Raw genomic sequence first — 21,471 nt, forward strand, 5'->3', positions numbered from 1 at the left:
TGGGAGAGGGGCGGGGTGAGGGCATCAGGCTGCGGCCTATTCGACAAAAATGTGCGGATAAAAGCGTGAAAGATCCTGCGTGATCAGTGCGCGATCTTCGCGAATGCCAATCCCGGCCGGCAGATCGTTAATGAGCCAGCTGCCAATCAGGGTATAGCTGTCGCCAAATTTCGGCAGTTGCCAGAACTCCTGGACGATCATCCCCTCTTCGCCGTATGGCCCTTCAACCGCTTCCAGCGTCTTGCCGTTTTCGATAATCGAGACGTTTGCTCCTTCGCGGGAGAAGATCGGCTTAACGACGTATTTCTCCATTTGCGGGTAATCATCTTCCGCAAAATAGGCTGGCAGCAGGTTCGGGTGGTTCGGGAACATCTCCCAGAGCATCGGCAGCAGGGCTTTGTTAGAGATGATGCTCTTCCAGGCCGGCTCCAGCCAGCGCACGGCAGAATCTTCCAGCTTGGTGGAAAACATCTCGCGCAGCATGTATTCCCACGGGTAGAGCTTGAACAGGTTGCTGATCACCTGGTCCTGCATATCCGTAAACTGACCTTTTTCACCCAGGCCGATATCCTCGATATAGAGGAACTCGGTCGCCACTTCCGCTTCGGCGGCGCAGTCCTGCAGATACTGAACCGTGCCACGGTCTTCTTCCGTGTCGCGGCAGCAGGCGAGATGGAGCAGGTTAAAGCCATGCTGTTCGCGCAGCTCGGCAAAACGCTCAATCAGCTTTTCCTGCAGGCTGTTAAACTGGTCGCTGCCTTCCGGCAGGTTTCCGGCATTGGCCTGGTCTTCCAGCCAGATCCACTGGAAGAACGCCGCTTCATACAGAGAGGTTGGCGTATCGGCGTTGTTTTCCAGCAGCTTAGGCTCGCCTTTGCCGTCCCACGCCAGATCCAGGCGAGAGTAAAGCGAAGGTTGATTCGTTTTCCACGACTGGCGCACAAAGCCCCAGGTGTGCTTCGGAATGCGGAACTTTGCCATCAGCTCGTCGCTGTCGATGACCTTTTCCACGACCTTCAGGCACATCTGGTGCAGCTCGGCCGTCACCTCTTCTAATTTTTCCACCTGGGCCAGCGTGAGCCTGTAATAGGCGTCTTCACACCAGTACGGCTCGCCGTACATGGTGTGGAAGTTAAAACCGTACTCTGTGGCTTTTTCGCGCCAGTCCGGGCGCTCGGTGATACTGACTCGTTCCATGATCAGCCGCCCATTGAGCGAGTAGAGGAGGTGCCTGTCGCACTACGCTGCATGCTGGTCTGCTTCGCCACAGATTCACCAAACCCGCCGCGGGTGATGGTGCTGGTCGTCGCAGGCTTCGGCGCCATCGCCGTTTTCGGTACGGTCACTGTGCGGCCTGGGGTCGCTGCGCCGTAGCCTTTGCCGCTGGCATCGGTATATTGACCGTAAGCCGGGCTGGCCGGGTTTTTCGAGCTAAACAGCGGCTGCTGCTGGTAGCCCGCACCGCCGCCCATCAGGCGACCCATCATGTAGCCTGCCATCAGCGGCATCCAGAAGCTGCCGCTGGACTGCGCCTGCGCCTGATTTTCAGGTGCGGTGCCTGCCTGAGCCGGTGCCTGCTGGCACTGACCTTCACCAAACTCCGCCACGCAGTCTTCGCGTGAGGCATATTTCGGCGCGGTGCGTTCCGCTTCTTTCAGCGCGCTGGTGTAAGCCGTTTTACATTCAGCGGCTTTGCCGGTTGCGGCGGAGCAGTCATCTGCGTTTTGATACAGCGAAACCGTTTCGTCATTTTTCTCACAGCCTGCCAGCATAAAGACAGCCGTGACCGCCAGCGCAACAGGGGTGAGGTGACGCGCGTTCCAGCTCTTACGGAACGAAGCGTGATTTATGGATTTTGTCCGTTTCATCTTTGTCTTCCAGGACCCAGTGGTAATAACGCTCAGGATAGAGGATGAGTGGTTGAAAATGAAGCGAAGAGGGGCGGAATCAGGGGGATCTTTACGTTGGCTTACGTTCGGATGTGATTCAGATGCGCCCTCTCCCTGTGGGAGAGGGCGGCCTGATGACACTCTTAGTTACGGAACGGATTATTGCCTTTGCTGGCGGATGTAGTGGTACGCGCAGCGGCCGGCTGTGCCGCAGGGGTGTTGCTGTTAGCGTTGAAGTTATCAACCGCGGCAACCTGCTCCGGATTCTCCGGTGCAACGCTGTCCGGAGAGGTGGAGACCGGTTTGCCCAGCGCGCTGTTCAGCATCTGCAGATCTTGCTCGTTCAGCGTACCCAGAGCCTGTTTGATGTTCAGCTGGTTAATCAGGTACTGGTAACGCGCGCTTGAGAGCTGCTGTTTCGCGTTGTACAGCGTGGTGGTCGCGTCGAGCACGTCAACGATAGTACGTGTACCGACCGAGTAGCCCGCTTCCATCGCGTCCAGAGAGCTCTGTGCAGACACAACGGCCTGTTTATAGGCGTTGATGCTGCTGATCGAGGCGTTCACGTTGTTAAAGGAGGAACGTACGGTCTGCACCACGTTGCGGTGGGCGCTTTCCAGCTGCTCGCTCGCGCCAACAAAGTTGTACTGCGCCTGTTTGACCTGGGAGTTGACCTGGCCGCCCTGGTACAGCGGCAGGGAGAAGCTCAGACCCACTTTGTTCTGACCCATATTGCTGTCGTCATACTGGGACGTATTGGTTTTAGAGCCGCTGTAGGTCGTATCAGAGACACCGGTAGACGCGCTCAGGCTCAGGGTTGGCAGATGGCCGTCCTGCGCCTGACGAATTTGCTCGCGGGCCAGGTCCTGGCTCAGACGCGCCTGCAGCAAACTCAGGTTGCGGTTTTCCGCCTCTTTCAGCAGGGCGTTAACGGCCTGTGGTTTATCCGTTTTGAAGCTGTCCACGTTCAGCGACGCCAGCTCAGGATAGTAATTCCCGGTGACCTGACGCAGGGATTCCAGCGCGTTATCGAGGTTGTTACGCGCGGTCACTTCGTTAGCCAGCACGGTGTCGTACTGTGAACGGGCGTTCTGCACGTCGGTGATCGCGACCAGGCCCACGTTGAAACGCTGGGTGGTTTGATCTAACTGGCGGTAAATCGCCTGTTTCTGCGCTTCGGTGTAGGAGAGTGCGTCAATCGCGCTCAGCACGTTGAAGTACGCCGTGGCCGTGTTCAGGATCAGCGTCTGCTGGTCGGTCTGATAGGTCACATCCTGAATACCCGCACTCTTTTCCTGCAGGGTCAGGGCGCGCCATTTGGACATATCAAACAGCGTCTGTGTCAATTGCAGTGAGGCGCTGGTAGCATTGGAGTTTACGCCGTTAGCGTCGCGGAAACCGTTGCTGTAGGTATAATCTGCACCTAAACCTAACTGTGGCAGCAAGGGGCTACGCGCTTCGTTAATCTTTTCAAACGCAGCATCACGATCGGCCGCTGATTTACGTAAATCAGGGTTGCCCAGACGTGCCTGCTGGTAGACCTGTAACAGGTTTTCCGCCTGGCTCATTGCACTGAAGCCCGTCAGGCTCAGGCCGATAAGGATGGGGAGCAATTTCTTCATTTGCATTCCTTGTTGTGAAGCAGTATTAGCGCTGATCTAATTAAAAAATAATTGCCGATTCTAACAGAATCTTCCATACCAAAAGGTTGGCGTAACGTGCCATCTGGCGGTAATTTGCACCAATCTACCATATAGCCTTACAAACGGCAGCCAAACAGCCTTGAAATTCACAATTTCATCACCATTGCTACCAGGACTCGACTCATGCAAAAACCAGAAAAGTTGCCCGTGACATTCGCCAAAAACGATGTAGAAATTATTGCACGAGAAACGCTTTATAGCGGTTTTTTTTCAATGGATCTTTACCGTTTCAGGCATCGCCTGTTTAACGGGGAAATGAGCGGCGAAATCAGACGCGAAATTTTTGAGCGCGGGCATGCGGCAGTCTTGCTACCCTTTGACCCAGTGCGTGACGAAGTTGTGCTGGTGGAGCAGATCCGCATCGCCGCTTATGACGTCAGTGAGAGCCCGTGGCTGCTGGAGATGGTGGCCGGGATGATCGAAGAAGGTGAGACGGTTGAAGACGTCGCCCGGCGCGAGGCGCTGGAAGAGGCCGGACTGGTGGTGGGTCGCACCAAGCCGGTGCTGAGCTATCTGGCAAGCCCGGGCGGTACCAGCGAGCGCTTGTCCATTATGGTGGGCGAAGTGGACGCCACGACGGCGGAAGGGATCCACGGTCTGGCAGATGAAAACGAAGATATTCGGGTTCATGTGGTGAGCCGGGAACAGGCTTATCAGTGGGTAGAAGAGGGGAAAATCGACAACGCAGCGTCTGTCATCGCCCTGCAATGGCTGCAGCTGCATTATCAGACATTACGAAACGAGTGGAAAAAATGAAGCGCTATACGCCTGACTTCCCAGAAATGATGCGCCTGTGCGAAACCAATTTCGCACAGTTGCGCCGCCTGCTGCCGCGAAACGACGCACCCGGCGAAACGGTAAGCTATCAGGTGAGCAACGCGCAGTATCGGTTAACGATAACAGAATCAACGCGCTACACTACGCTGGTGGAGATTGAGCAAACGGCACCCAGCATTAGCTACTGGAGCCTGCCGTCGATGACGGTTCGCCTCTATCACGACGCGATGGTCGCTGAAGTGTGTTCAAGCCAGCAGATCTTTCGCTTCAAGGCGCGGTATGATTACCCGAATAAAAAGTTGCATCAACGCGACGAAAAGCATCAAATTAACCAGTTTTTAGCCGACTGGCTAAGATATTGTTTAGCACATGGAGCAATGGCGATTCCGGTTTGTTAGCGTCATAAACCTACCTAAGGACACCATTTGGAAAGCCTGTTGAACCTGACTGTTGCTGGTGGGGCGCCAGTCAGGATATTACAAATCACCGATACCCACCTTTTTGCCGAAAAGCATGAGACGCTACTGGGGGTCAACACCTGGGAGAGTTATCAGGCGGTGCTTAGCGCCATTCACGCTGAAAACCGCGCATGCGATCTGATTGTCGCAACGGGCGATCTGGCGCAGGATCAGTCCTCCGCGGCCTACCAGCATTTTGCTGAAGGCATCGCGAGCTTTAGCGTGCCTTGCGTCTGGCTGCCAGGAAACCATGACTTCCAGCCTGCTATGTACAGTTCTCTTCAGGATGCGGGGATTTCTCCGGCGAAATGTGTTTTTGCGGGTGAACAGTGGCAGATCCTGCTGCTGGACAGCCAGGTGTTTGGCGTCCCGCACGGTGAGTTAAGCGAGTTTCAGCTCGACTGGCTTGAGACCAAACTGGCTGCTGAACCTGAACGCCACACGCTGCTGTTGTTGCATCATCACCCTCTGCCGGCGGGCTGCAGCTGGCTCGATCAGCACAGCCTGCGCAACTCCGCGGCGCTGGATCGCGTGCTGGCGAAGTTCCCGCGGGTGAAAAATCTGCTGTGTGGACATATTCACCAGGAACAGGATCTCGACTGGAACGGACGCCGCATGCTGGCGACGCCATCGACCTGCGTTCAGTTTAAGCCGCACTGCGCCAACTTTACGCTGGACACCATCGCGCCGGGCTGGCGCTGGCTGGAACTGCATACCGACGGCACGCTGACTACGGAAGTCTGCCGTTTGACCGGTGCAAAATTCCGCCCGGATACCGCTTCAGAAGGCTATTGATGTCTACGCTTCTTTATCTGCACGGATTCAACAGCTCGCCGCGCTCCGCAAAAGCGACACAGTTTCGCCAGTGGCTGAGCGAGCATCACCCCGACGTTGAGATGATTATCCCGCAGCTGCCGCCTTACCCGGCAGAGGCCGCGGAGATGCTGGAATCTATTGTGCTTGCGCACGGCGGCGAAACCTTCGGTGTGGTCGGTTCATCGCTGGGCGGGTACTACGCCACCTGGCTCTCACAATGCTTCATGCTGCCCGCCGTTGTGGTTAATCCGGCGGTACGGCCATTTGAGCTGCTGCGGGACTTTCTTGGCGAAAACGAGAACCCCTACACCGGGCAGCAATATGTGCTAGAGTCACGCCATATTTACGATCTCAAAGTTATGCAGGTCGACCCGCTTGAGGCACCGGATCTCATCTGGCTGCTGCAACAGACGGGTGATGAAGTGCTGGATTACCGCCAGGCAGTGGCGTATTACGCCTCCTGCCGCCAGACTATAGAAGAGGGCGGAAACCATGCTTTCACGGGCTTTGAGAATCATTTCAACCAGATTGTCGATTTTCTTGGACTGCACAGCCACTGACAATCAATGCGAATTGCTAGTTTAAATCATGACGCAAACCTATAACGCTGATGCCATTGAGGTCCTTACCGGGCTTGAGCCGGTTCGCCGCCGCCCGGGGATGTACACCGATACGACGCGCCCAAACCATCTGGGCCAGGAAGTTATTGATAACAGTGTGGACGAAGCGCTGGCGGGCCATGCCAAACGCGTTGACGTCATTCTGCACGCCGATCAGTCGCTGGAAGTCATCGACGACGGGCGCGGCATGCCGGTGGATATCCACCCGGACGAGGGCGTGCCTGCCGTTGAGCTGATCCTCTGTCGTCTGCACGCGGGCGGTAAGTTCTCCAACAAGAACTACCAGTTCTCCGGTGGTCTGCACGGCGTGGGCATTTCCGTCGTGAACGCCTTGTCCAAACGCGTGGAAGTGAACGTCCGTCGCGACGGTCAGGTCTATAACATCGCGTTTGAAAACGGCGATAAGGTGCAGGATCTGCAGGTTGTCGGCACGTGCGGCAAACGCAACACCGGCACCAGCGTCCACTTCTGGCCTGACGAAAGCTTCTTCGACAGCCCGCGTTTTTCCGTTTCTCGCCTGACGCACCTGCTGAAAGCCAAAGCGGTGCTGTGTCCGGGCGTGGAAATCACCTTTACCGATCACGTTAACAATACCGCACAAACCTGGTGCTATGCCGATGGTCTGAACGACTACCTGTGCGAAGCGGTAAACGGCCTGCCGACGCTGCCGGAAAAACCGTTTGTCGGTAACTTTAGCGGCGATACCGAAGCGGTGGACTGGGCGCTGCTGTGGCTGCCGGAAGGCGGGGAGCTGCTGACGGAAAGCTACGTCAACCTGATCCCAACCATGCTCGGCGGTACCCACGTCAACGGCCTGCGTCAGGGGCTGCTGGACGCGATGCGTGAGTTCTGCGAATACCGCAATATTCTGCCGCGCGGCGTGAAGCTGTCGGCGGAAGATATCTGGGATCGCTGCGCCTACGTGCTCTCCGTGAAGATGCAGGATCCGCAGTTTGCCGGTCAGACCAAAGAGCGTCTGTCGTCACGTCAGTGCGCGGCATTCGTCTCCGGCGTGGTGAAAGATGCGTTTACCCTGTGGCTGAACCAGAACGTTCAGGCGGCAGAGATGCTGGCCGAAATGGCGATTTCCAGCGCCCAGCGTCGTCTGCGTGCCGCGAAGAAAGTGGTGCGTAAAAAGCTGACCAGCGGCCCTGCGCTGCCGGGCAAGCTGGCGGACTGTACCGCGCAGGATCTCAACCGTACCGAGCTGTTCCTCGTGGAAGGGGACTCGGCGGGTGGATCGGCCAAGCAGGCGCGCGATCGTGAATATCAGGCGATCATGCCGCTCAAGGGTAAGATCCTGAACACCTGGGAGGTCTCTTCTGATGAAGTGCTGGCCTCGCAGGAAGTGCACGATATCTCGGTGGCGATCGGCATCGATCCGGACAGCGACGATCTGAGCCAGCTGCGCTACGGCAAGATCTGTATCCTCGCGGATGCGGACTCCGATGGTCTGCACATCGCCACGCTGCTGTGCGCGCTGTTCGTGAAGCATTTCAAAACGCTGGTGAAAAACGGTCACGTCCACGTGGCGCTGCCGCCGCTGTACCGTATCGACCTCGGCAAAGAGGTTTACTACGCGCTGACGGAAGAAGAGAAAGCGGGCGTGCTGGAACAGCTGAAGCGCAAGAAGGGCAAACCGAACGTGCAGCGCTTTAAAGGGCTGGGCGAGATGAACCCGATGCAGCTTCGCGAAACGACGCTGGATCCGAACACGCGCCGTCTGGTGCAGCTGACGATCAGCGACGAAGACGAGCAGCAAACCAACGCCATGATGGATATGCTCCTTGCCAAGAAACGTTCGGAAGACCGACGCAACTGGTTGCAGGAGAAAGGTGATATGGCGGATATTGAGGCCTGATGCCCTCACCCTAACCCTCTCCCACAGGGAGAGGGAATGGATCGTAGGCCCGGTAAGCGTTAGCGCCACCGGGCTTTTTTACGTCAAAACTCCATCTTCACCGTAAACTGCACTTCGCGCGGATCGCCAATCTGGTTGCCCAGGTTGTTGGTCGCAATGGACGACGTGTAGTAGGTCTTATCAAACAGGTTTTTCACGTTCACCTGCAGCGTCACCGGATACTGTAGCTTCATTTTGTACGCCGCAAACGCGTCCGCCACGAAATAGCCCGGCAGATAATAATCCGCACCGTTGGTTGCTGAGCGACGGCTTACGCCGTGCCCGCCGCCGCCCAGCGTCAGGGTATTCCCGGCAAACGCATTGTGAATGTCGTAGGTCAGGAACAGGGAGCCGGTATGGCGCGGCACGTTCGGCAGCGGTTTGCCCGCATAGTCCGGGTCTTCAAGCACCTTCGCGTCGGTATAGCCGTAGCTGGCGATAATGTTGGTGTTCTCTGTCAATGACCCGGCGAGATCCACCTCCACGCCCTGCGAGCGCACGCGGCCCGCTGTTTTGGCGACGGTTTCATCACCCACGCTCTCTGTGTACAGCACGTTGCGCTTGTGGATATCAAACAGCGCGATATTGGCGTTAATGCCGTCGAAAAGGTCAAACTTAGCGCCTATTTCATACGCGTTTGACGTTTCCGGCGGCAGGTCGCCGATGTAGCTCGCAATGGACGACTGCGGCATAAACGTCTGGGAATAGTTGGCAAACAGCGAGACCGCCGGGGTGAGCTTATAAACAAGACCAAGCTTCGGCGTCCACTGGTCGTCGCGGCTGTCGGTGTTCACGTTAAACGGACGGCCTTTCCCCGCGTACTGGGTGTAATACTGATAGCGCATTCCGGTGACGGCGATCCACTTATCGGTCAGGTACAGCGCGTCCTGCGCGTAGGCGGAGTAGCTCTCCTGCTTGATGGTCTGATCGCTGTCGGATGCCGAGACGGTGGTGCACTTGCCGAGGCTGCCATAGCTCGGGTTGTAAATATTGAAATCCTTAACGTTCTTACATCGGATCATGTCCGTACGCAGTAGATCGTAATTCTCATACGACACGCCGGTCAGGATCTCATTGTAAAAGCCCGCGATGTCCACGTTTCCCTGCAGATCCGCGCGCGTCGTGTGCATACGCTGGGTCGAACCCTGGGTCGCATCCACGCGGCGGGTCAGGTTGCCGGTTTTTGAATCGTAGGCCATCACGCGGGCCTGGTTATCGCTGTATTTATCCTGGCTGTAGCTGTAGTCGAACTTCGCGGTCCACTGGCTGTTGAGGCGATACTCCGCGTTGAGCTGAGCGAGATCGGACTGGCCGTCGGTCACGTTAAACGGTTCGTCGAAGCGGGTTTTGCGATCGACGTCGACGGCTTTTTTAGTGTTGAGATCGAAGATCGTTCCGCGATCGAACGGCGTTTTATAGTCGCGATGCGAATAGAGCACGGTCACGGTGGCATCGTTGCCGAACCAGGTCAGCGACGGAGCGATAAAGGTGCTGCGTTCGTTGCCGAAATTACGCCAGTAATCCTCGTCCTGATATTCGCCCGTCAGGCGATACGCCAGGCGCGTGCCGTCAATCGGGCCGGTAACATCGATCTGTCCGGTGCCGCCGCCAAAGCTGGAAGAGGTAGCGGAAAGGGAACCGCCGAAGGCCTTCTCCGGGCGTTTGGTGACGACGTTAATCAGGCCACCCGGATCGAGAATGCCGTAAAGCGTCGAAGCCGGGCCTTTCAGCACCTCCACGCGCTCGGTTGCGGCATTAAAGCTGCGCGGCAGCACGGTGCGCAGGCCGTTGGTCATGATCGAGCCGTCGCGGTTCGCGCCAAATCCGCGGCGCACGAAGGCATCCTGCGTACCGCCCAGGGTGTTGGTCTGCACCACGTTGCTGACGTTATAGAGCGCTTCATCCAGCGTGGTGGCATGCTGATCCTCCAGCACTTTGTCGCTGACGGTATTGACCACCTGCGGGATGTCCAGCATCGGCATGTTGGTTAACGTCGCGGTGGAGGTATTCAACGGCTGATAGCCATTCGTGGCCTCCGCCGTCGTATTTGGATCGGCGGTGACGGTAAGCGTTTCGCCGTCTTTAGTCGCGGTGTTATCTGCTGCCTGCACCAGCGGCGCTATGAACAGCAGTGAAAAGAGCGCGCGCCCTTTTACCCCAGAGAGTGAAGGTGTGAACGTAGCCATTACATCTGTTATCCCGAAATATCCCGCGAATGACGTTTCGCGGAAAAATGTGTGAGTCATTGCCCTTTACGGTCTGTCCGTTAGCCACGGCGGGCATCGGACATGTAATTGAGAATCATTCAATCATGCGGGGATGTAGTAGTAAATGGAAAAAAGCAAAAATCGGCTACAACGTTTAGCCGGGCGTATAAGCGCAGCGGGATAATTATTAACTTATTGAATTAAATGATTTTGAAAGTCCTTTCTTGTTCATTCCCCCTTAGACTTATCCCTGGTTTTATCAGGGTATTTCTTCTCTTGACTACTACATGGCGCAGCGTCAAACTCTCAAAAGAGAATGATTTTTATTTATATTTGTTGCGCTTTTTTATTACGTTGGCATTCACGTGGCTCACAACACAAAAAAACCGGGACTGGTTCTGGAGAACCTCTCTGCGGGCTATCAGAAAAAAATCATCGTTGATGATATCTCCCTTGCGATCCCACAGCAGAAAATGACGGTGCTGGTAGGGGCGAACGGCTGCGGAAAATCCACGCTGCTGAGCACCATTGCGCGTTTGCTTCAGCCGCTTGGCGGCTCGGCAGTTCTCGACGGCAAGGCGATCCACGAGCAGCCGACCAAAGCCGTCGCCCGCGAGCTGGGTATCCTGCCACAGTCTCCGCTGCTCCCGGAAGGGTTGACCGTCTTTGAGCTGGTCTCGCGCGGGCGTTTTCCCTGGCAGAACTTTATGCGCCAGTGGAGCGACGAGGACGAGCTGGCGGTGGAAGAGGCCCTGCGCCTGACCGGCACGTCGGAGTTTGCCCATATGCCGGTGGAAAGCTTATCCGGCGGCCAGCGTCAGCGCTGCTGGATCGCCATGGCGCTGGCGCAGCAAACGCCGTATATCCTGCTTGACGAGCCCACGACGTTTCTCGATCTTCGCTATCAGGTGGAGATCCTTGAACTGCTGCACACCCTGACCCGCCAGCACGGACGTACCGTGGTGGTGGTGCTGCACGATCTCAACTTCGCCGTGAACTACGGCGATTCGCTGGTCTTTTTACGCCAGGGGAAAGTTGAAGGCGTATTGCATGAGGGCGATGCCTGCACGCCGGAGCTGATCAAAGCGGTGTTTGATGTGGACGTGCATATGTCCATAAACCCGTTGACCGGCAAGCCGTTCTTTATGCCGTTTCGCCAGAGCACCGTTCAGCTATGATGCGCTCCTCTCTGGCCTTCCCGATCTTCGCATTGCTGCTGGCGCTGGGCGCGATTATGCACCTGGGCATCGGCGCACGCTTCATCGCCCCGCAGACGGTGGTGGAGGCATTCTTCCATTTCGATCCGCGCAATTTCGACCATAACGTCATTATCAAATTACGACTGCTGCGCCTCTGCGCCGCGATGGTGACGGGCGCCGCGCTCGGCGTGGCGGGCGTGCTGTTGCAATCCGTGATCCGCAACCCGCTCGGCGAGCCGCATATACTGGGGCTCAACGCCGGGGCCGCACTGGCGGTGGTGATTACCAGCGCGCTTGGGCTGTCGCTGCCGTTTGGTCGCCCGCTCGTTGCCGCCGCCGGTGCCGCCGCGCTGTTTTTGCTGGTGCTGATGTTCTCCTCGTCCGGTCGCACCGGGCTTACGCCGATGAAGGTCACGCTGTGCGGCGTGGCGATGTCGGCGTTTGCCTCGTCGATTACCGCCGCGGTGTTAATCCTCGATGAACAGACGCTGCTCGCCATGCGCACCTGGCTGGCGGGGGACCTGGCCGGGATCAACGTGCAGACGCTCCGGAGCGCCCTTTGGGCCGCAGCAGCCGGTTTTGTTCTCGCCATCGGTCTGTCGCCCTCGCTCAACATGCTTGCGCTGGGAGACCGAATGGCGCAGGGGCTTGGCGTGTCGCTGCTGAAAACCCGCCTGCTCGCCCTGCTGGCCATCGCGCTGCTCTGCGGTGCGGCCGTCTCAATTGCCGGGCCGATTGGCTTTATCGGCCTGGTCGTGCCGCAGCTCATTCGCCGTCTGGTGTCGGTCGATTTACGCGTGATGGTGCCGCTGTCAGCCCTTTGTGGCGCGCTGGTTCTGCTGCTGGCGGATATCGCCGCCCGCACGCTGTTTACGCCCTGGGAGCTGGCAACCGGCATCATGACGGCCCTGGTCGGCGCACCCGTATTCATCTTTATGGCGTCGAGGATGTTCAAATGAACCGGGCCGGATTCCGCGCGATCCGTATTGGCCGTGTATCGGCGCTGGTTCGCCCGCGGGCGCTGGCGTGCCTGACGCTTTTGGCGCTGGTGGCGTTAAGCCTGCTGGGCTTTGGCCTGACGCACGGATCTCTTCCTGTTCCCATCTCTGCCATCGGGCGCGCGCTGTTTTCTCCTGAGAGTCTGACGGCGGAGACGCGCTACATCGTGATGGATATCCGCCTGCCGCGCCTGCTGATGGCGGTGCTGTGCGGCGCGATGCTCGGCATGGCGGGGGCGGCAATGCAGTCTATCACCCGCAATGGTCTGGCCGATCCCGGGCTTATCGGCGTGAAGGAGGGCTGTAGCGCGGCGGTACTGCTGCTGATTTTTCAGTTCCCGGCGCTGGGCCTGGCCTGGCGTCCTCTGGTCGGCATGGCCGGTGGACTGCTTACCGCGCTGCTGGTTATCGCCCTGGCGCGCGATATCTCGCGCCCGCGGTTCATCCTGATCGGCATCGGCGTGTCGTGGGCGTTTGCCGCCGCAATGGGCGTCTTTATCACCACCGCCGATGTGCGCGACGTGCAGACGGCGATGCTGTGGCTGGCGGGAAGCCTGCATGCGGCAAACTGGACGCTGGTGGGGTTAGCCGCGCTCTGGGCTGCCCCCGCGTTTGCGCTGCTGCTGTTTACCGCACGGGCTGCGGACGTGGCGTTGCTCGGCAATCAGGCCGCAGCGGGCCTTGGCGTTCGCATAACCCGGCTGGCGCTGCTGCGGGTTCTCGCCCCGGTAGTGCTGACGGCGGCCTGCGTCTCGTGCGTGGGCAGTGTAGGTTTCGTGGGGCTGATTGCCCCGCATATGGCGCGCCTGCTGCTGCGCGGTGGGCAAACCGCGCTCCTGGCGGGAAGCGCCGTGCTGGGCGCTCTGCTGGTGCTGCTGGCGGATAACGTCGGACGTCTGGCGTTTCTCCCGCTGCAGCTGCCGGCGGGAATTGTGATTTCATTGATTGGCGGACCGTTTTTCCTGCTGCTGCTCTGGCAGCGTCGGGACAGATTTTAGGGGACTAGGATGCGCGTAGTGTTTTCGATGCTGTTGCTGGTGGGGTTCGCGGTGGGTGCGGCGGAGCCGACGCAGACGTTTACTGACGATCTGAACCGAAAAGTGGTGGTGCCGGTTCATCCGAAACGGATTGTCTCTTTACACGATCTGGATATCACCATTCCGCTGATTGAGCTTGGCGTACCGCCGGTGGCAAGCCATGGCCGCACACGGCCGGACGGCAGCCACTTTCTGCACTCCAGCGGCATGTTGACCGGCGTCGACTTCGATAATTCCGATATTAAATTTATCGGCACGGCCGATATCGACATTGAAGCCATCGCCGCCGCAAAGCCTGATCTGATCGTTACCGAGCCGACCCGCAACACCCCGGTGGAACAGCTGGCGAAAATTGCCCCGACGGTGAGCATCGATCATCTCGACGGCGGCGCGCCGGAGATCTACCGCAAGCTGGCTCAGCTGACGGGAACGCAGGCGCGGCTTAAGGTTCTGGAGCGGCGCTATCAGGAGCAGATTAAGGCGCTGAAGGCGACTATTGATACCCGCAAGGTGACCGTGTCCGTGATTCAGGCGAATCAGGGAAAGATTAACGCCATGCACAGCTACCACTCGCTGGGCCGCGTGCTGCGCGACGCCGGATTCACCTTCCCGCCGCTGATTGAGTCCATCCCGGACGGAGGACGCATCGACGTCAGCGCCGAGCGCCTGCCGGAGCTGGATGCCGATTTCGTCTTCGCCACCTGGCGCGGGGATACGGGCGGTAAACCGCAGGACGAGCTGGCGGCGATGGATGCGGTCATGCCGGGCTGGTGTCAGTTCCTGAATGCCTGCCGAACCGGGCATTACGTGCTGATCTCGCGTGAAGAGGCCATCTCGAATTCGTACGCCTCGTTAGGGCTGATGGCCGCGCAGGTGCAGTCGCAGATTGCCGGGCGTCCGCTGCCGGAGGCGACACGGTGATCCGCAAAGAGAAAGGGCGCGTGGATGTCTATGGCGACCGCTTTCGCGCGCGTGCGCATCAGCTGACGCCGCGTCTGCTGCAGGTTGCACGCTATATTCATGACAACCGAGAAGCGGTGATGGAACAGACCGCAATGGAGATCGCGACGCTGTTGAAAACCTCAGACGCCACGGTGGTCCGCGCCATTCAGGCGCTGGGTTTCGCCGGGCTGCGCGATCTCAAGCAAACGCTGGAGCAGTGGTTTGGTCCGGTGGTCACCTCCAGCGAAAAGATGTCCACCACGGTGAATACGCTCGCCAGCGACGTCAACGCGAGCATTGATTTCGTGCTGGAGGGGCATCAACACACCTGCGAAGTGTTATCCGAACCCCACAACCGCTACGCGATGGCGCAGGCGGTCTCGCTGCTGGCGCAGGCGAGGCAGGTCGCCATATTTGGCATTGGTGCCTCCGGCATTCTGGCCGAGTACACCGCCAGGCTGTTCAGCCGCATGGGGTTACCCGCCACGCCGCTTAACCGTACCGGCATAGGGCTTGCCGAGCAGCTTATTGCGCTTCAGCGCGGCGACGTGCTGGTGATGATGGCGCAGAAATCCGCGCACCGGGAGGGGCAAACCACGCTGCGTGAAGCAAAACGGCTGGGCATTCCAACCATCCTGCTGACCAACGCCCTCGATTCGCGCTTCAGCAAGGAGGCCAGCGTGGTGATCCACGTTCCGCGCGGCGGCGAAAAAGGCAAAATCCCGCTCCACGGCACGGTGCTGCTGTGTCTGGAGATGATCATCTTATCCGTGGCCTCCACCGAGCCGCAGCGCACCATCAAGTCGATGAAGCGCATCAACGAGTTACATCGTGGGTTAAAACCGGGGAAGAAAAGCAGCTAAAACAAAGCCCGGTGGCGCTAGCGCTTACCGGGCCTACGGTTCAGGTTTTGTAGGCCGGGTAAACGCAGTGCCACCCGGCAAATTCCACGAACTTAAACCCCTTGCTCCAGAATGCGGATGTGGGTTTCCAGCACGTCACCCTTCACCGCGTCACTCCACGCTTTCATGTGAGGGGTCTGCAGGTGCGCTTCAAGGTGCGCGACGGTTTCCCACTGCTCAACCATGATGATTGAGTCTGGCGCGGTCGCCTGGAAGCTGGCGTCAGTGGCGGCATCCACCATCGGCGCGTAGCCGTGGCAGCCTTCTTCTTTCAGTACGGTCGGGATAATTTTCACGAACTGATCCAGCACCGCCTGACGGTGATGTTGACCTGGACGAGTACGGATTTCTGCGATTACGGTAAGCATGTTTACTACTCCTTTAATTCCAGGCTACCAGTTAAGCAAAAATTTCCGCGAGATGCTTGCGATATTCTGCGATATAGCTCGGGACGTCAGGCATTTTAATCACGTCGTTGACGATAAAGGTCGGCAGCGGATCCATGCCCAGGAACTGGTTAGCCTTGTGGAACGGCAGGTACGCGCCGTCGACGCCCACGCCTTCGAAGAACTGATCATTATCGGTGAAGGCTTCCAGCGGGGCGTTCCAGGTCAGCGAGAGCATATATTTTTTGCCCTGAATCAGGCCGCCCGAGCCGTATTTTTTGGAGGCGTCAGAGCGGGTGCGGCCATCGCTGGCATACAGTGAGCCATGACCTTCGGTGAACACGTCGTCCATGTATTTTTTTACGGTCCACGGCGCGCCCATCCACCAGCCTGGCATCTGCCAGATCACCACGTCAGCCCACAGGAAGTTCTGCACTTCGGCCTTCACGTCATAATTGCTGTCCGCGCGCACGACCTTAACATCATGCCCGGCGTCGCGCAGGAAACCGTCCGCGACCTCGGTCAGGGTGTCATTCAGCTGGCCTTTAGAGTGCGCAAATTCTTTTGCACCGTTGATAATCAGGATGTTGCTCATTATTTGTCCTCGATGATGAGAGTATGGCCAGTATTCTACGCGCGAGGACGGTGCGGTAAAATGAGCAAAATGTGCAAAGTCTTTTGCGTTAAACGCAATAATCACTACCAGCTGACCTTCACTTCAAAACCGCCTTCAGGCGCATTGCTCAGCGAAACGCGCATCCCGTGCAGGGCGGCGATGCGTTTTACAATGGATAACCCCAGCCCGCTGCCCGTGGCATCCTGACCCGGCGGACGATAAAAGCGCTCGCCGATGCGCGCCAGCGCGTCAGGTGAAATGCCTGGGCCGTTGTCGCGCACGGTAAAGCTACGCGCGTCCAGCGTCACGTCCACCACGCTGCCGCGCGGACTGTAGCGAATCGCGTTATCCAGCAGGTTGCGCACCAGCAGGCTCATGAGGAGCTGCTGGCCCGTGCGTGTAACCTCTGGGGCATGGATGTTCAGGCGAATATCAATGCCCGCCTGCTGCGCCGGATGCCAGATATCCAGCACGGCTGACTGCAGTAAGTCGGCCAGGGGAATCGGTTCGACATCGTCAAGGTTATCCAGCGAGTCCAGACGCGACAGCGTGAGGAGTTGATCCACCAGCCGGGAAGCGCGGTCGATGCCAGCATGTAGCTGCGAAAGGGCTTTGGACTGCGCCTCGGGATCGTCCTGATACAGCTGCGCCACGTCAGTTTGCACCTTCAGGGCCGCCAGCGGGCTGCGTAGCTCGTGGGCGGCATCGGACGTAAAGCGGCGCTCGCGGGTCATCATCTCCTGGGTGCGCGCGAAGAGATGATTCAGCGCGTCGAGCAGGGGGCGCACTTCCGTAGGAAGGCCCGCCGTCGGCAGTTTATCGGTGGCATCCGGCGAGCGGGAGCGCAGGGTCTGCGCCAGCTTTTTCAGCGGCTTAAGCTCCCGGCTCAGGAGGACGATCAGCAGCAGCAACATCACGGGCAGCGCCACCAGCCAGGGGGTCAGCTGCGAGCTGACCACGTCCAGCGCCATCTCCTGGCGGTACTCCCACTCCTGGCCGACCACCACGCGGTATTTTCCGTCAGGTGAGGTCAGCCATAAAAAACGCCACTCGTCGTTGTCGCCCTGTAGCTGCCCGTTATCGAACCCGTCGCGGCGATAGTGGTATGGAATATCGCGTCCGTTTTCACCGTCGTTGAGGAGCATTTTGCCGTCGACGGCGTATATGGCGAAAGCCAGCGCGTCGTCGTCCAGACGACCGTGCTTCACTTTTTTCGGGATATCGCGCATGCGTTCGGGGGCGCGGATCTCGTCCAGATCCATCGTCAGCAGCCGTTTAGCAAACAGCATCTGCTGGGTATCGAACAGCTTGTCGAGCTTGTGGGTCGTCTGCTGCCAGGCGACCAGGCTGGCGGCAAACCAGGCCGTCAGAGAGAGCAGCAGGAAGAGCAGCGTCAGGCGCAGCTTAAGGCTCAGGCGTTGCGTCAGTTTCATGCGTTACCCAGGGTGTAGCCGATGCCGTGCACGGTGCGGATAAACTCGCTCCCGAGCTTGCGGCGCAAATGATGAACGTGAACCTCGATGGCGTTGCTGGAGACGTCGTCGTCCCAGGTATAGAGTTTTTCCTCGATCAGCTTTCGCGGCAGCACCCGACCGGCGTTACGCATTAACAGCTCCAGCAGCGCGAACTCTTTCGGCTTGAGCGTCAGCGGCTCACCGTTCAGCGTGGCGACGAGACGGGTCGGATCGAGCGTGACCTTCCCGTGACGCAGCTCGCTACGCGCCTGGCCGTGGCTGCGGCGGACCAGCACTTCGAGGCGGGCACCCACTTCGATCAGCGCGAACGGCTTACAGAGATAATCATCCGCCCCAAGACGCAGCCCCTCGACGCGCTGGTTCAGCGCATCCCGCGCCGTCAGAATTAATACCGGCTCGCTGCGCCCGCTCTCGCGCCACGCGCGCAGGATGTCCAGACCGTCAATTTCCGGCAGCGTCAGATCCAGCACCACGGCATCATAGGGCGCAGAGGAGAGCGCGGCCTGGCCGGTTTTTCCGTCGGTAAACCAGTCCACGCTAAAGCCCATTTTGCTTAACCCCGCCTTGATACCGTCGCCGATTAACCTGTCGTCTTCTACCAGTAAAATGCGCATGTTCCCTCCTTGATGTCGTCAGTAAACCCTCTGTAAGCGCCTGCTGTACAGCAATAATAAATAAATTTTTCCCTTAAGAAGTTGTTAAGGATTACCCTGTTAAATGGATTGCGAAACGACATTAAAGGGAGAGATGAAAATGAAAAAATTCGCTGCAATTGCTGCCATCATGATGATGACCACCGCGCCGGTCTTTGCTGCTCAGGGCGGTTTTACTGGCCCATCGGCCACACAGACCCAGACGCAAACTCAGCAGGGCGGTTTTGTCGATAACAACGCTAACCTCACCACCGCGGCAAAAGTGAAAGACCTGAAGGACGACGCCTGGGTGAAACTGCGCGGGAACATCACCGAGCGCCTGTCCGATGACCGCTACACCTTCCGCGATGAGTCCGGCACGGTCGTAGTTGAGATTGACCACAAGCGCTGGAACGGCGTGACCGTCACTCCGCAGGATAAAGTTGAACTGCAGGGTAAAGTCGATAAAGACTGGAACGAGTTTGAAATCGACGTGAAGCAGGTTATTAAGCTGAACAAATAACCCGAAAAGGGCCGCCTGTGCGGCCCTTTTTCTTTGTGACTCAATTCATCAGATGAGGTAGTATCTGCGGCAATATTGCCTGAAACCCTTCGGTTTCTGAGTTGAGGAATCACACGTAATGAGCGATATGGCAGAGCGCCTCGCGCTACATGAATTCACGGAAAACGCCTACCTGAACTACTCCATGTACGTCATCATGGACAGGGCGTTGCCGTTTATCGGGGATGGCCTGAAGCCCGTTCAGCGCCGCATCGTCTATGCGATGTCCGAACTGGGGCTGAACGCCACCGCCAAGTTCAAGAAATCCGCCCGTACCGTCGGTGACGTACTGGGTAAATACCATCCTCACGGCGACAGCGCCTGTTATGAAGCGATGGTGCTGATGGCGCAGCCGTTCTCTTACCGCTACCCGCTGGTGGACGGGCAGGGGAACTGGGGGGCGCCGGACGATCCGAAATCCTTCGCGGCGATGCGTTATACCGAATCCCGTCTCTCTAAATATGCCGAAGTGCTGCTGGGCGAGCTGGGTCAGGGAACCGTGGACTGGGTGCCAAACTTCGACGGGACGATGCAGGAGCCGAAGATGCTGCCCGCGCGTCTGCCGAATATCCTGCTGAACGGCACCACCGGTATCGCGGTCGGTATGGCGACGGACATTCCGCCGCACAACCTCCGTGAAGTGGCGAAAGCCGCCATTACCCTGATCGAGCAGCCGAAAGCGACGCTCGACGAGCTGCTGGATATCGTGCAGGGGCCAGATTTCCCGACCGAAGCTGAGATCATCACCTCGCGCGCGGAAATCCGCAAAATCTACCAGAATGGTCGCGGCTCCGTGCGCATGCGCGCGGTGTGGAATAAAGAGGACGGCGCCGTGGTGATTACCGCGCTGCCGCATCAGGTTTCCGGTGCCAAAGTGCTGGAGCAGATCGCCTCCCAGATGCGCAATAAAAAGCTGCCGATGGTGGACGACCTGCGCGACGAATCGGATCATGAGAACCCGACCCGTCTGGTGATCGTGCCGCGCTCCAACCGCGTGGACATGGAGCAGGTGATGAACCACCTGTTCGCCACCACCGATCTGGAAAAAAGCTACCGCATCAACCTGAACATGATTGGCCTCGACGGACGCCCGGCGGTGAAAAACCTGCTGGAGATCCTCACCGAATGGCTGACGTTCCGCCGCGATACGGTCCGCCGTCGTCTGAACCATCGTCTGGAGAAAGTGCTTAAGCGCCTGCATATCCTCGAAGGTTTGCTGGTGGCGTTCCTCAACATCGATGAAGTGATTGAGATCATCCGTACCGAGGACGAGCCGAAGCCGGCGCTGATGTCGCGCTTTGGCATCAGCGAAACCCAGGCCGAAGCGATCCTCGAACTGAAGCTGCGCCATCTCGCCAAACTGGAAGAGATGAAGATCCGCGGCGAGCAGAACGAGCTGGAAAAAGAGCGCGATCAGCTTCAGGCGATCCTCGCGTCCGAGCGCAAAATGAACACCCTGCTGAAGAAAGAGCTGCAGGCCGATGCAGACGCCTTCGGCGACGACCGTCGTTCTCCGCTGCACGAGCGTGAAGAAGCTAAGGCGATGAACGAGCACGACATGCAGCCTTCCGAGCCGGTCACCATTGTTCTGTCGCAGAGCGGCTGGGTGCGTAGCGCCAAAGGCCACGATATCGACGCGCCGGGCCTGAGCTACAAAGCGGGCGACAGCTTCAAAGCGGCGGTGAAAGGCAAGAGCAACCAGCCGGTGGCGTTTATCGACTCCACCGGCCGCAGCTACGCCATCGACCCGATTACGCTGCCTTCCGCGCGCGGACAGGGCGAGCCGCTCACCGGCAAGCTGACGCTGCCGCCGGGGGCGACGGTTGACCATATGCTAATGGAAGCCGATGACCAGAAGCTGCTGCTGGCGTCCGATGCGGGCTACGGCTTTATCTGTACCTTCAACGATCTGGTCTCCCGTAACCGTGCCGGTAAGGCGTTGATAAGCCTGCCGGACAACGCCCACGTGATGGCGCCGCTGGTGATTGAGAATGAAAGCGACATGCTGCTGGCGATCACCGCCGCCGGACGTATGCTGATGTTCCCGGTCAGCGATCTGCCGGAGCTGTCTAAAGGCAAGGGCAATAAGATCATCAACATCCCGTCGGCGGAAGCCGCGAAAGGCGAAGATGGCCTGGCGCACCTCTTCCTCCTGCCGCCGCAGAGTACGCTGACCATTCACGTCGGCAAGCGTAAGATCAAGCTGCGTCCGGAAGAGCTGCAGAAAGTGGTGGGTGAGCGCGGTCGCCGCGGCTCGCTGATGCGCGGACTGCAGCGCATCGACCGCGTGGAGATTGACTCTCCTGCACGCAGCACCGCGGGTGACAGCGAAGAGTAATGTCGTGATATCCC

At 58.4% G+C, this 21,471-nt stretch carries 20 protein-coding genes; 12 read left to right on the forward strand and 8 right to left on the reverse strand.

The genetic code is table 11. The features are described from left to right. Nucleotides 1–36 precede the first annotated feature (36 nt). The 3 genes from UTM25_RS19270 to tolC form a co-directional block, all read right to left on the reverse strand. Complete coding sequence (locus tag UTM25_RS19270) at nt 37–1,197, reverse strand: glutathionylspermidine synthase family protein (protein ID WP_320715200.1); 1,161 nt, start codon at nt 1,195–1,197, stop codon at nt 37–39. Nucleotides 1,198–1,199: 2 nt separating this feature from the next. Beyond that, a complete protein-coding gene (locus UTM25_RS19275; RefSeq protein WP_023309204.1) occupies nt 1,200–1,868 on the reverse strand; it encodes a DUF1190 family protein in 669 nt (222 codons plus the stop codon). 164 nt (nt 1,869–2,032) lie between these two features. Further along, nucleotides 2,033–3,511, reverse strand: coding sequence for an outer membrane channel protein TolC (gene tolC / locus UTM25_RS19280; RefSeq protein WP_032659905.1), 1,479 nt, complete (start codon nt 3,509–3,511; stop codon nt 2,033–2,035). Between the two features lie 204 nt (nt 3,512–3,715). On the opposite strand from tolC, the gene nudF reads away from it, so the two are divergent. The 5 genes from nudF to parE are packed head-to-tail and all read left to right on the forward strand — an operon-like array spanning nt 3,716 to nt 8,124. Beyond that, nucleotides 3,716–4,348: an ADP-ribose diphosphatase gene (gene nudF / locus UTM25_RS19285; protein ID WP_008502974.1), complete on the forward strand. Its 633-nt coding sequence runs from the start codon at nt 3,716–3,718 to the stop codon at nt 4,346–4,348. Next, complete coding sequence (locus tag UTM25_RS19290) at nt 4,345–4,767, forward strand: DUF1249 family protein (protein ID WP_003862516.1); 423 nt, start codon at nt 4,345–4,347, stop codon at nt 4,765–4,767. Before nudF ends, UTM25_RS19290 begins: the two co-directional genes overlap by 4 nt. A gap of 27 nt (nt 4,768–4,794) precedes the next feature. Further along, nucleotides 4,795–5,622, forward strand: coding sequence for a 3',5'-cyclic-AMP phosphodiesterase (cpdA, locus tag UTM25_RS19295; RefSeq protein ID WP_194401735.1), 828 nt, complete (start codon nt 4,795–4,797; stop codon nt 5,620–5,622). Beyond that, a complete protein-coding gene (gene yqiA, locus UTM25_RS19300) occupies nt 5,622–6,203 on the forward strand; it encodes an esterase YqiA (RefSeq protein WP_194401736.1) in 582 nt (193 codons plus the stop codon). Before cpdA ends, yqiA begins: the two co-directional genes overlap by 1 nt. 28 nt (nt 6,204–6,231) lie before the next feature. Next, nucleotides 6,232–8,124 (forward strand): DNA topoisomerase IV subunit B, encoded by a 1,893-nt coding sequence (gene parE / locus UTM25_RS19305; protein WP_194401737.1) that lies wholly within the window; start codon nt 6,232–6,234, stop codon nt 8,122–8,124. A gap of 83 nt (nt 8,125–8,207) precedes the next feature. On the opposite strand, the gene UTM25_RS19310 is transcribed toward parE, so the two are convergent. Beyond that, the gene (locus tag UTM25_RS19310; RefSeq protein WP_194401738.1) at nt 8,208–10,349 is read right to left on the reverse strand and encodes a TonB-dependent siderophore receptor; all 2,142 of its coding nucleotides are present in this window, start codon (nt 10,347–10,349) and stop codon (nt 8,208–8,210) included. A gap of 386 nt (nt 10,350–10,735) precedes the next feature. On the opposite strand from UTM25_RS19310, the gene UTM25_RS19315 reads away from it, so the two are divergent. From UTM25_RS19315 to UTM25_RS19335, 5 genes are read left to right on the forward strand one after another with little or no spacing between them, the layout of a single operon-like run. Next, on the forward strand, nt 10,736–11,548 hold the full coding sequence (locus UTM25_RS19315) for an ATP-binding cassette domain-containing protein (RefSeq protein ID WP_194401739.1): 813 nt from the start codon (nt 10,736–10,738) through the stop codon (nt 11,546–11,548). Beyond that, nucleotides 11,545–12,528, forward strand: coding sequence for a FecCD family ABC transporter permease (locus UTM25_RS19320; protein WP_063439520.1), 984 nt, complete (start codon nt 11,545–11,547; stop codon nt 12,526–12,528). Before UTM25_RS19315 ends, UTM25_RS19320 begins: the two co-directional genes overlap by 4 nt. Continuing rightward, nucleotides 12,525–13,565, forward strand: coding sequence for a FecCD family ABC transporter permease (locus UTM25_RS19325; RefSeq protein WP_194401740.1), 1,041 nt, complete (start codon nt 12,525–12,527; stop codon nt 13,563–13,565). The genes UTM25_RS19320 and UTM25_RS19325 overlap by 4 nt, the downstream gene beginning before the upstream one ends. Before the next feature lie 9 nt (nt 13,566–13,574). Next, on the forward strand, nt 13,575–14,525 hold the full coding sequence (locus UTM25_RS19330; RefSeq protein ID WP_320715205.1) for an iron-siderophore ABC transporter substrate-binding protein: 951 nt from the start codon (nt 13,575–13,577) through the stop codon (nt 14,523–14,525). Continuing rightward, on the forward strand, nt 14,522–15,409 hold the full coding sequence (locus tag UTM25_RS19335; protein ID WP_023309195.1) for a MurR/RpiR family transcriptional regulator: 888 nt from the start codon (nt 14,522–14,524) through the stop codon (nt 15,407–15,409). The genes UTM25_RS19330 and UTM25_RS19335 overlap by 4 nt, the downstream gene beginning before the upstream one ends. Before the next feature lie 92 nt (nt 15,410–15,501). On the opposite strand, the gene UTM25_RS19340 is transcribed toward UTM25_RS19335, so the two are convergent. The 4 genes from UTM25_RS19340 to qseB all read right to left on the reverse strand — a co-directional run bounded on the left by UTM25_RS19340 (nt 15,502) and on the right by qseB (nt 18,539). Beyond that, on the reverse strand, nt 15,502–15,816 hold the full coding sequence (locus UTM25_RS19340) for a putative quinol monooxygenase (protein WP_023309193.1): 315 nt from the start codon (nt 15,814–15,816) through the stop codon (nt 15,502–15,504). 31 nt (nt 15,817–15,847) lie between these two features. Next, nucleotides 15,848–16,429, reverse strand: coding sequence for an NAD(P)H-dependent oxidoreductase (locus UTM25_RS19345; protein WP_194401742.1), 582 nt, complete (start codon nt 16,427–16,429; stop codon nt 15,848–15,850). 104 nt (nt 16,430–16,533) lie between these two features. Next, complete coding sequence (gene qseC / locus UTM25_RS19350) at nt 16,534–17,883, reverse strand: quorum sensing histidine kinase QseC (RefSeq protein WP_194401743.1); 1,350 nt, start codon at nt 17,881–17,883, stop codon at nt 16,534–16,536. Next, nucleotides 17,880–18,539, reverse strand: a complete 660-nt coding sequence (gene qseB / locus UTM25_RS19355; RefSeq protein ID WP_194401744.1) for a quorum sensing response regulator transcription factor QseB — start codon at nt 18,537–18,539, stop codon at nt 17,880–17,882. The genes qseC and qseB overlap by 4 nt, the downstream gene beginning before the upstream one ends. Nucleotides 18,540–18,678: 139 nt before the next feature. On the opposite strand from qseB, the gene UTM25_RS19360 reads away from it, so the two are divergent. Together UTM25_RS19360 and parC are read left to right on the forward strand one after the other, a co-directional pair. Next, complete coding sequence (locus UTM25_RS19360) at nt 18,679–19,080, forward strand: YgiW/YdeI family stress tolerance OB fold protein (RefSeq protein WP_023309189.1); 402 nt, start codon at nt 18,679–18,681, stop codon at nt 19,078–19,080. Between the two features lie 118 nt (nt 19,081–19,198). Next, entirely contained in the window at nt 19,199–21,457 is a 2,259-nt protein-coding gene (gene parC / locus UTM25_RS19365; protein WP_194401745.1) for a DNA topoisomerase IV subunit A, read from the forward strand. Nucleotides 21,458–21,471: the final 14 nt, after the last annotated feature.

It is taken from the genome of Enterobacter sp. 61D5, from assembly GCF_034107965.1.
GTDB classification, from domain to species: Bacteria; Pseudomonadota; Gammaproteobacteria; order Enterobacterales; family Enterobacteriaceae; genus Enterobacter; species Enterobacter cloacae_M.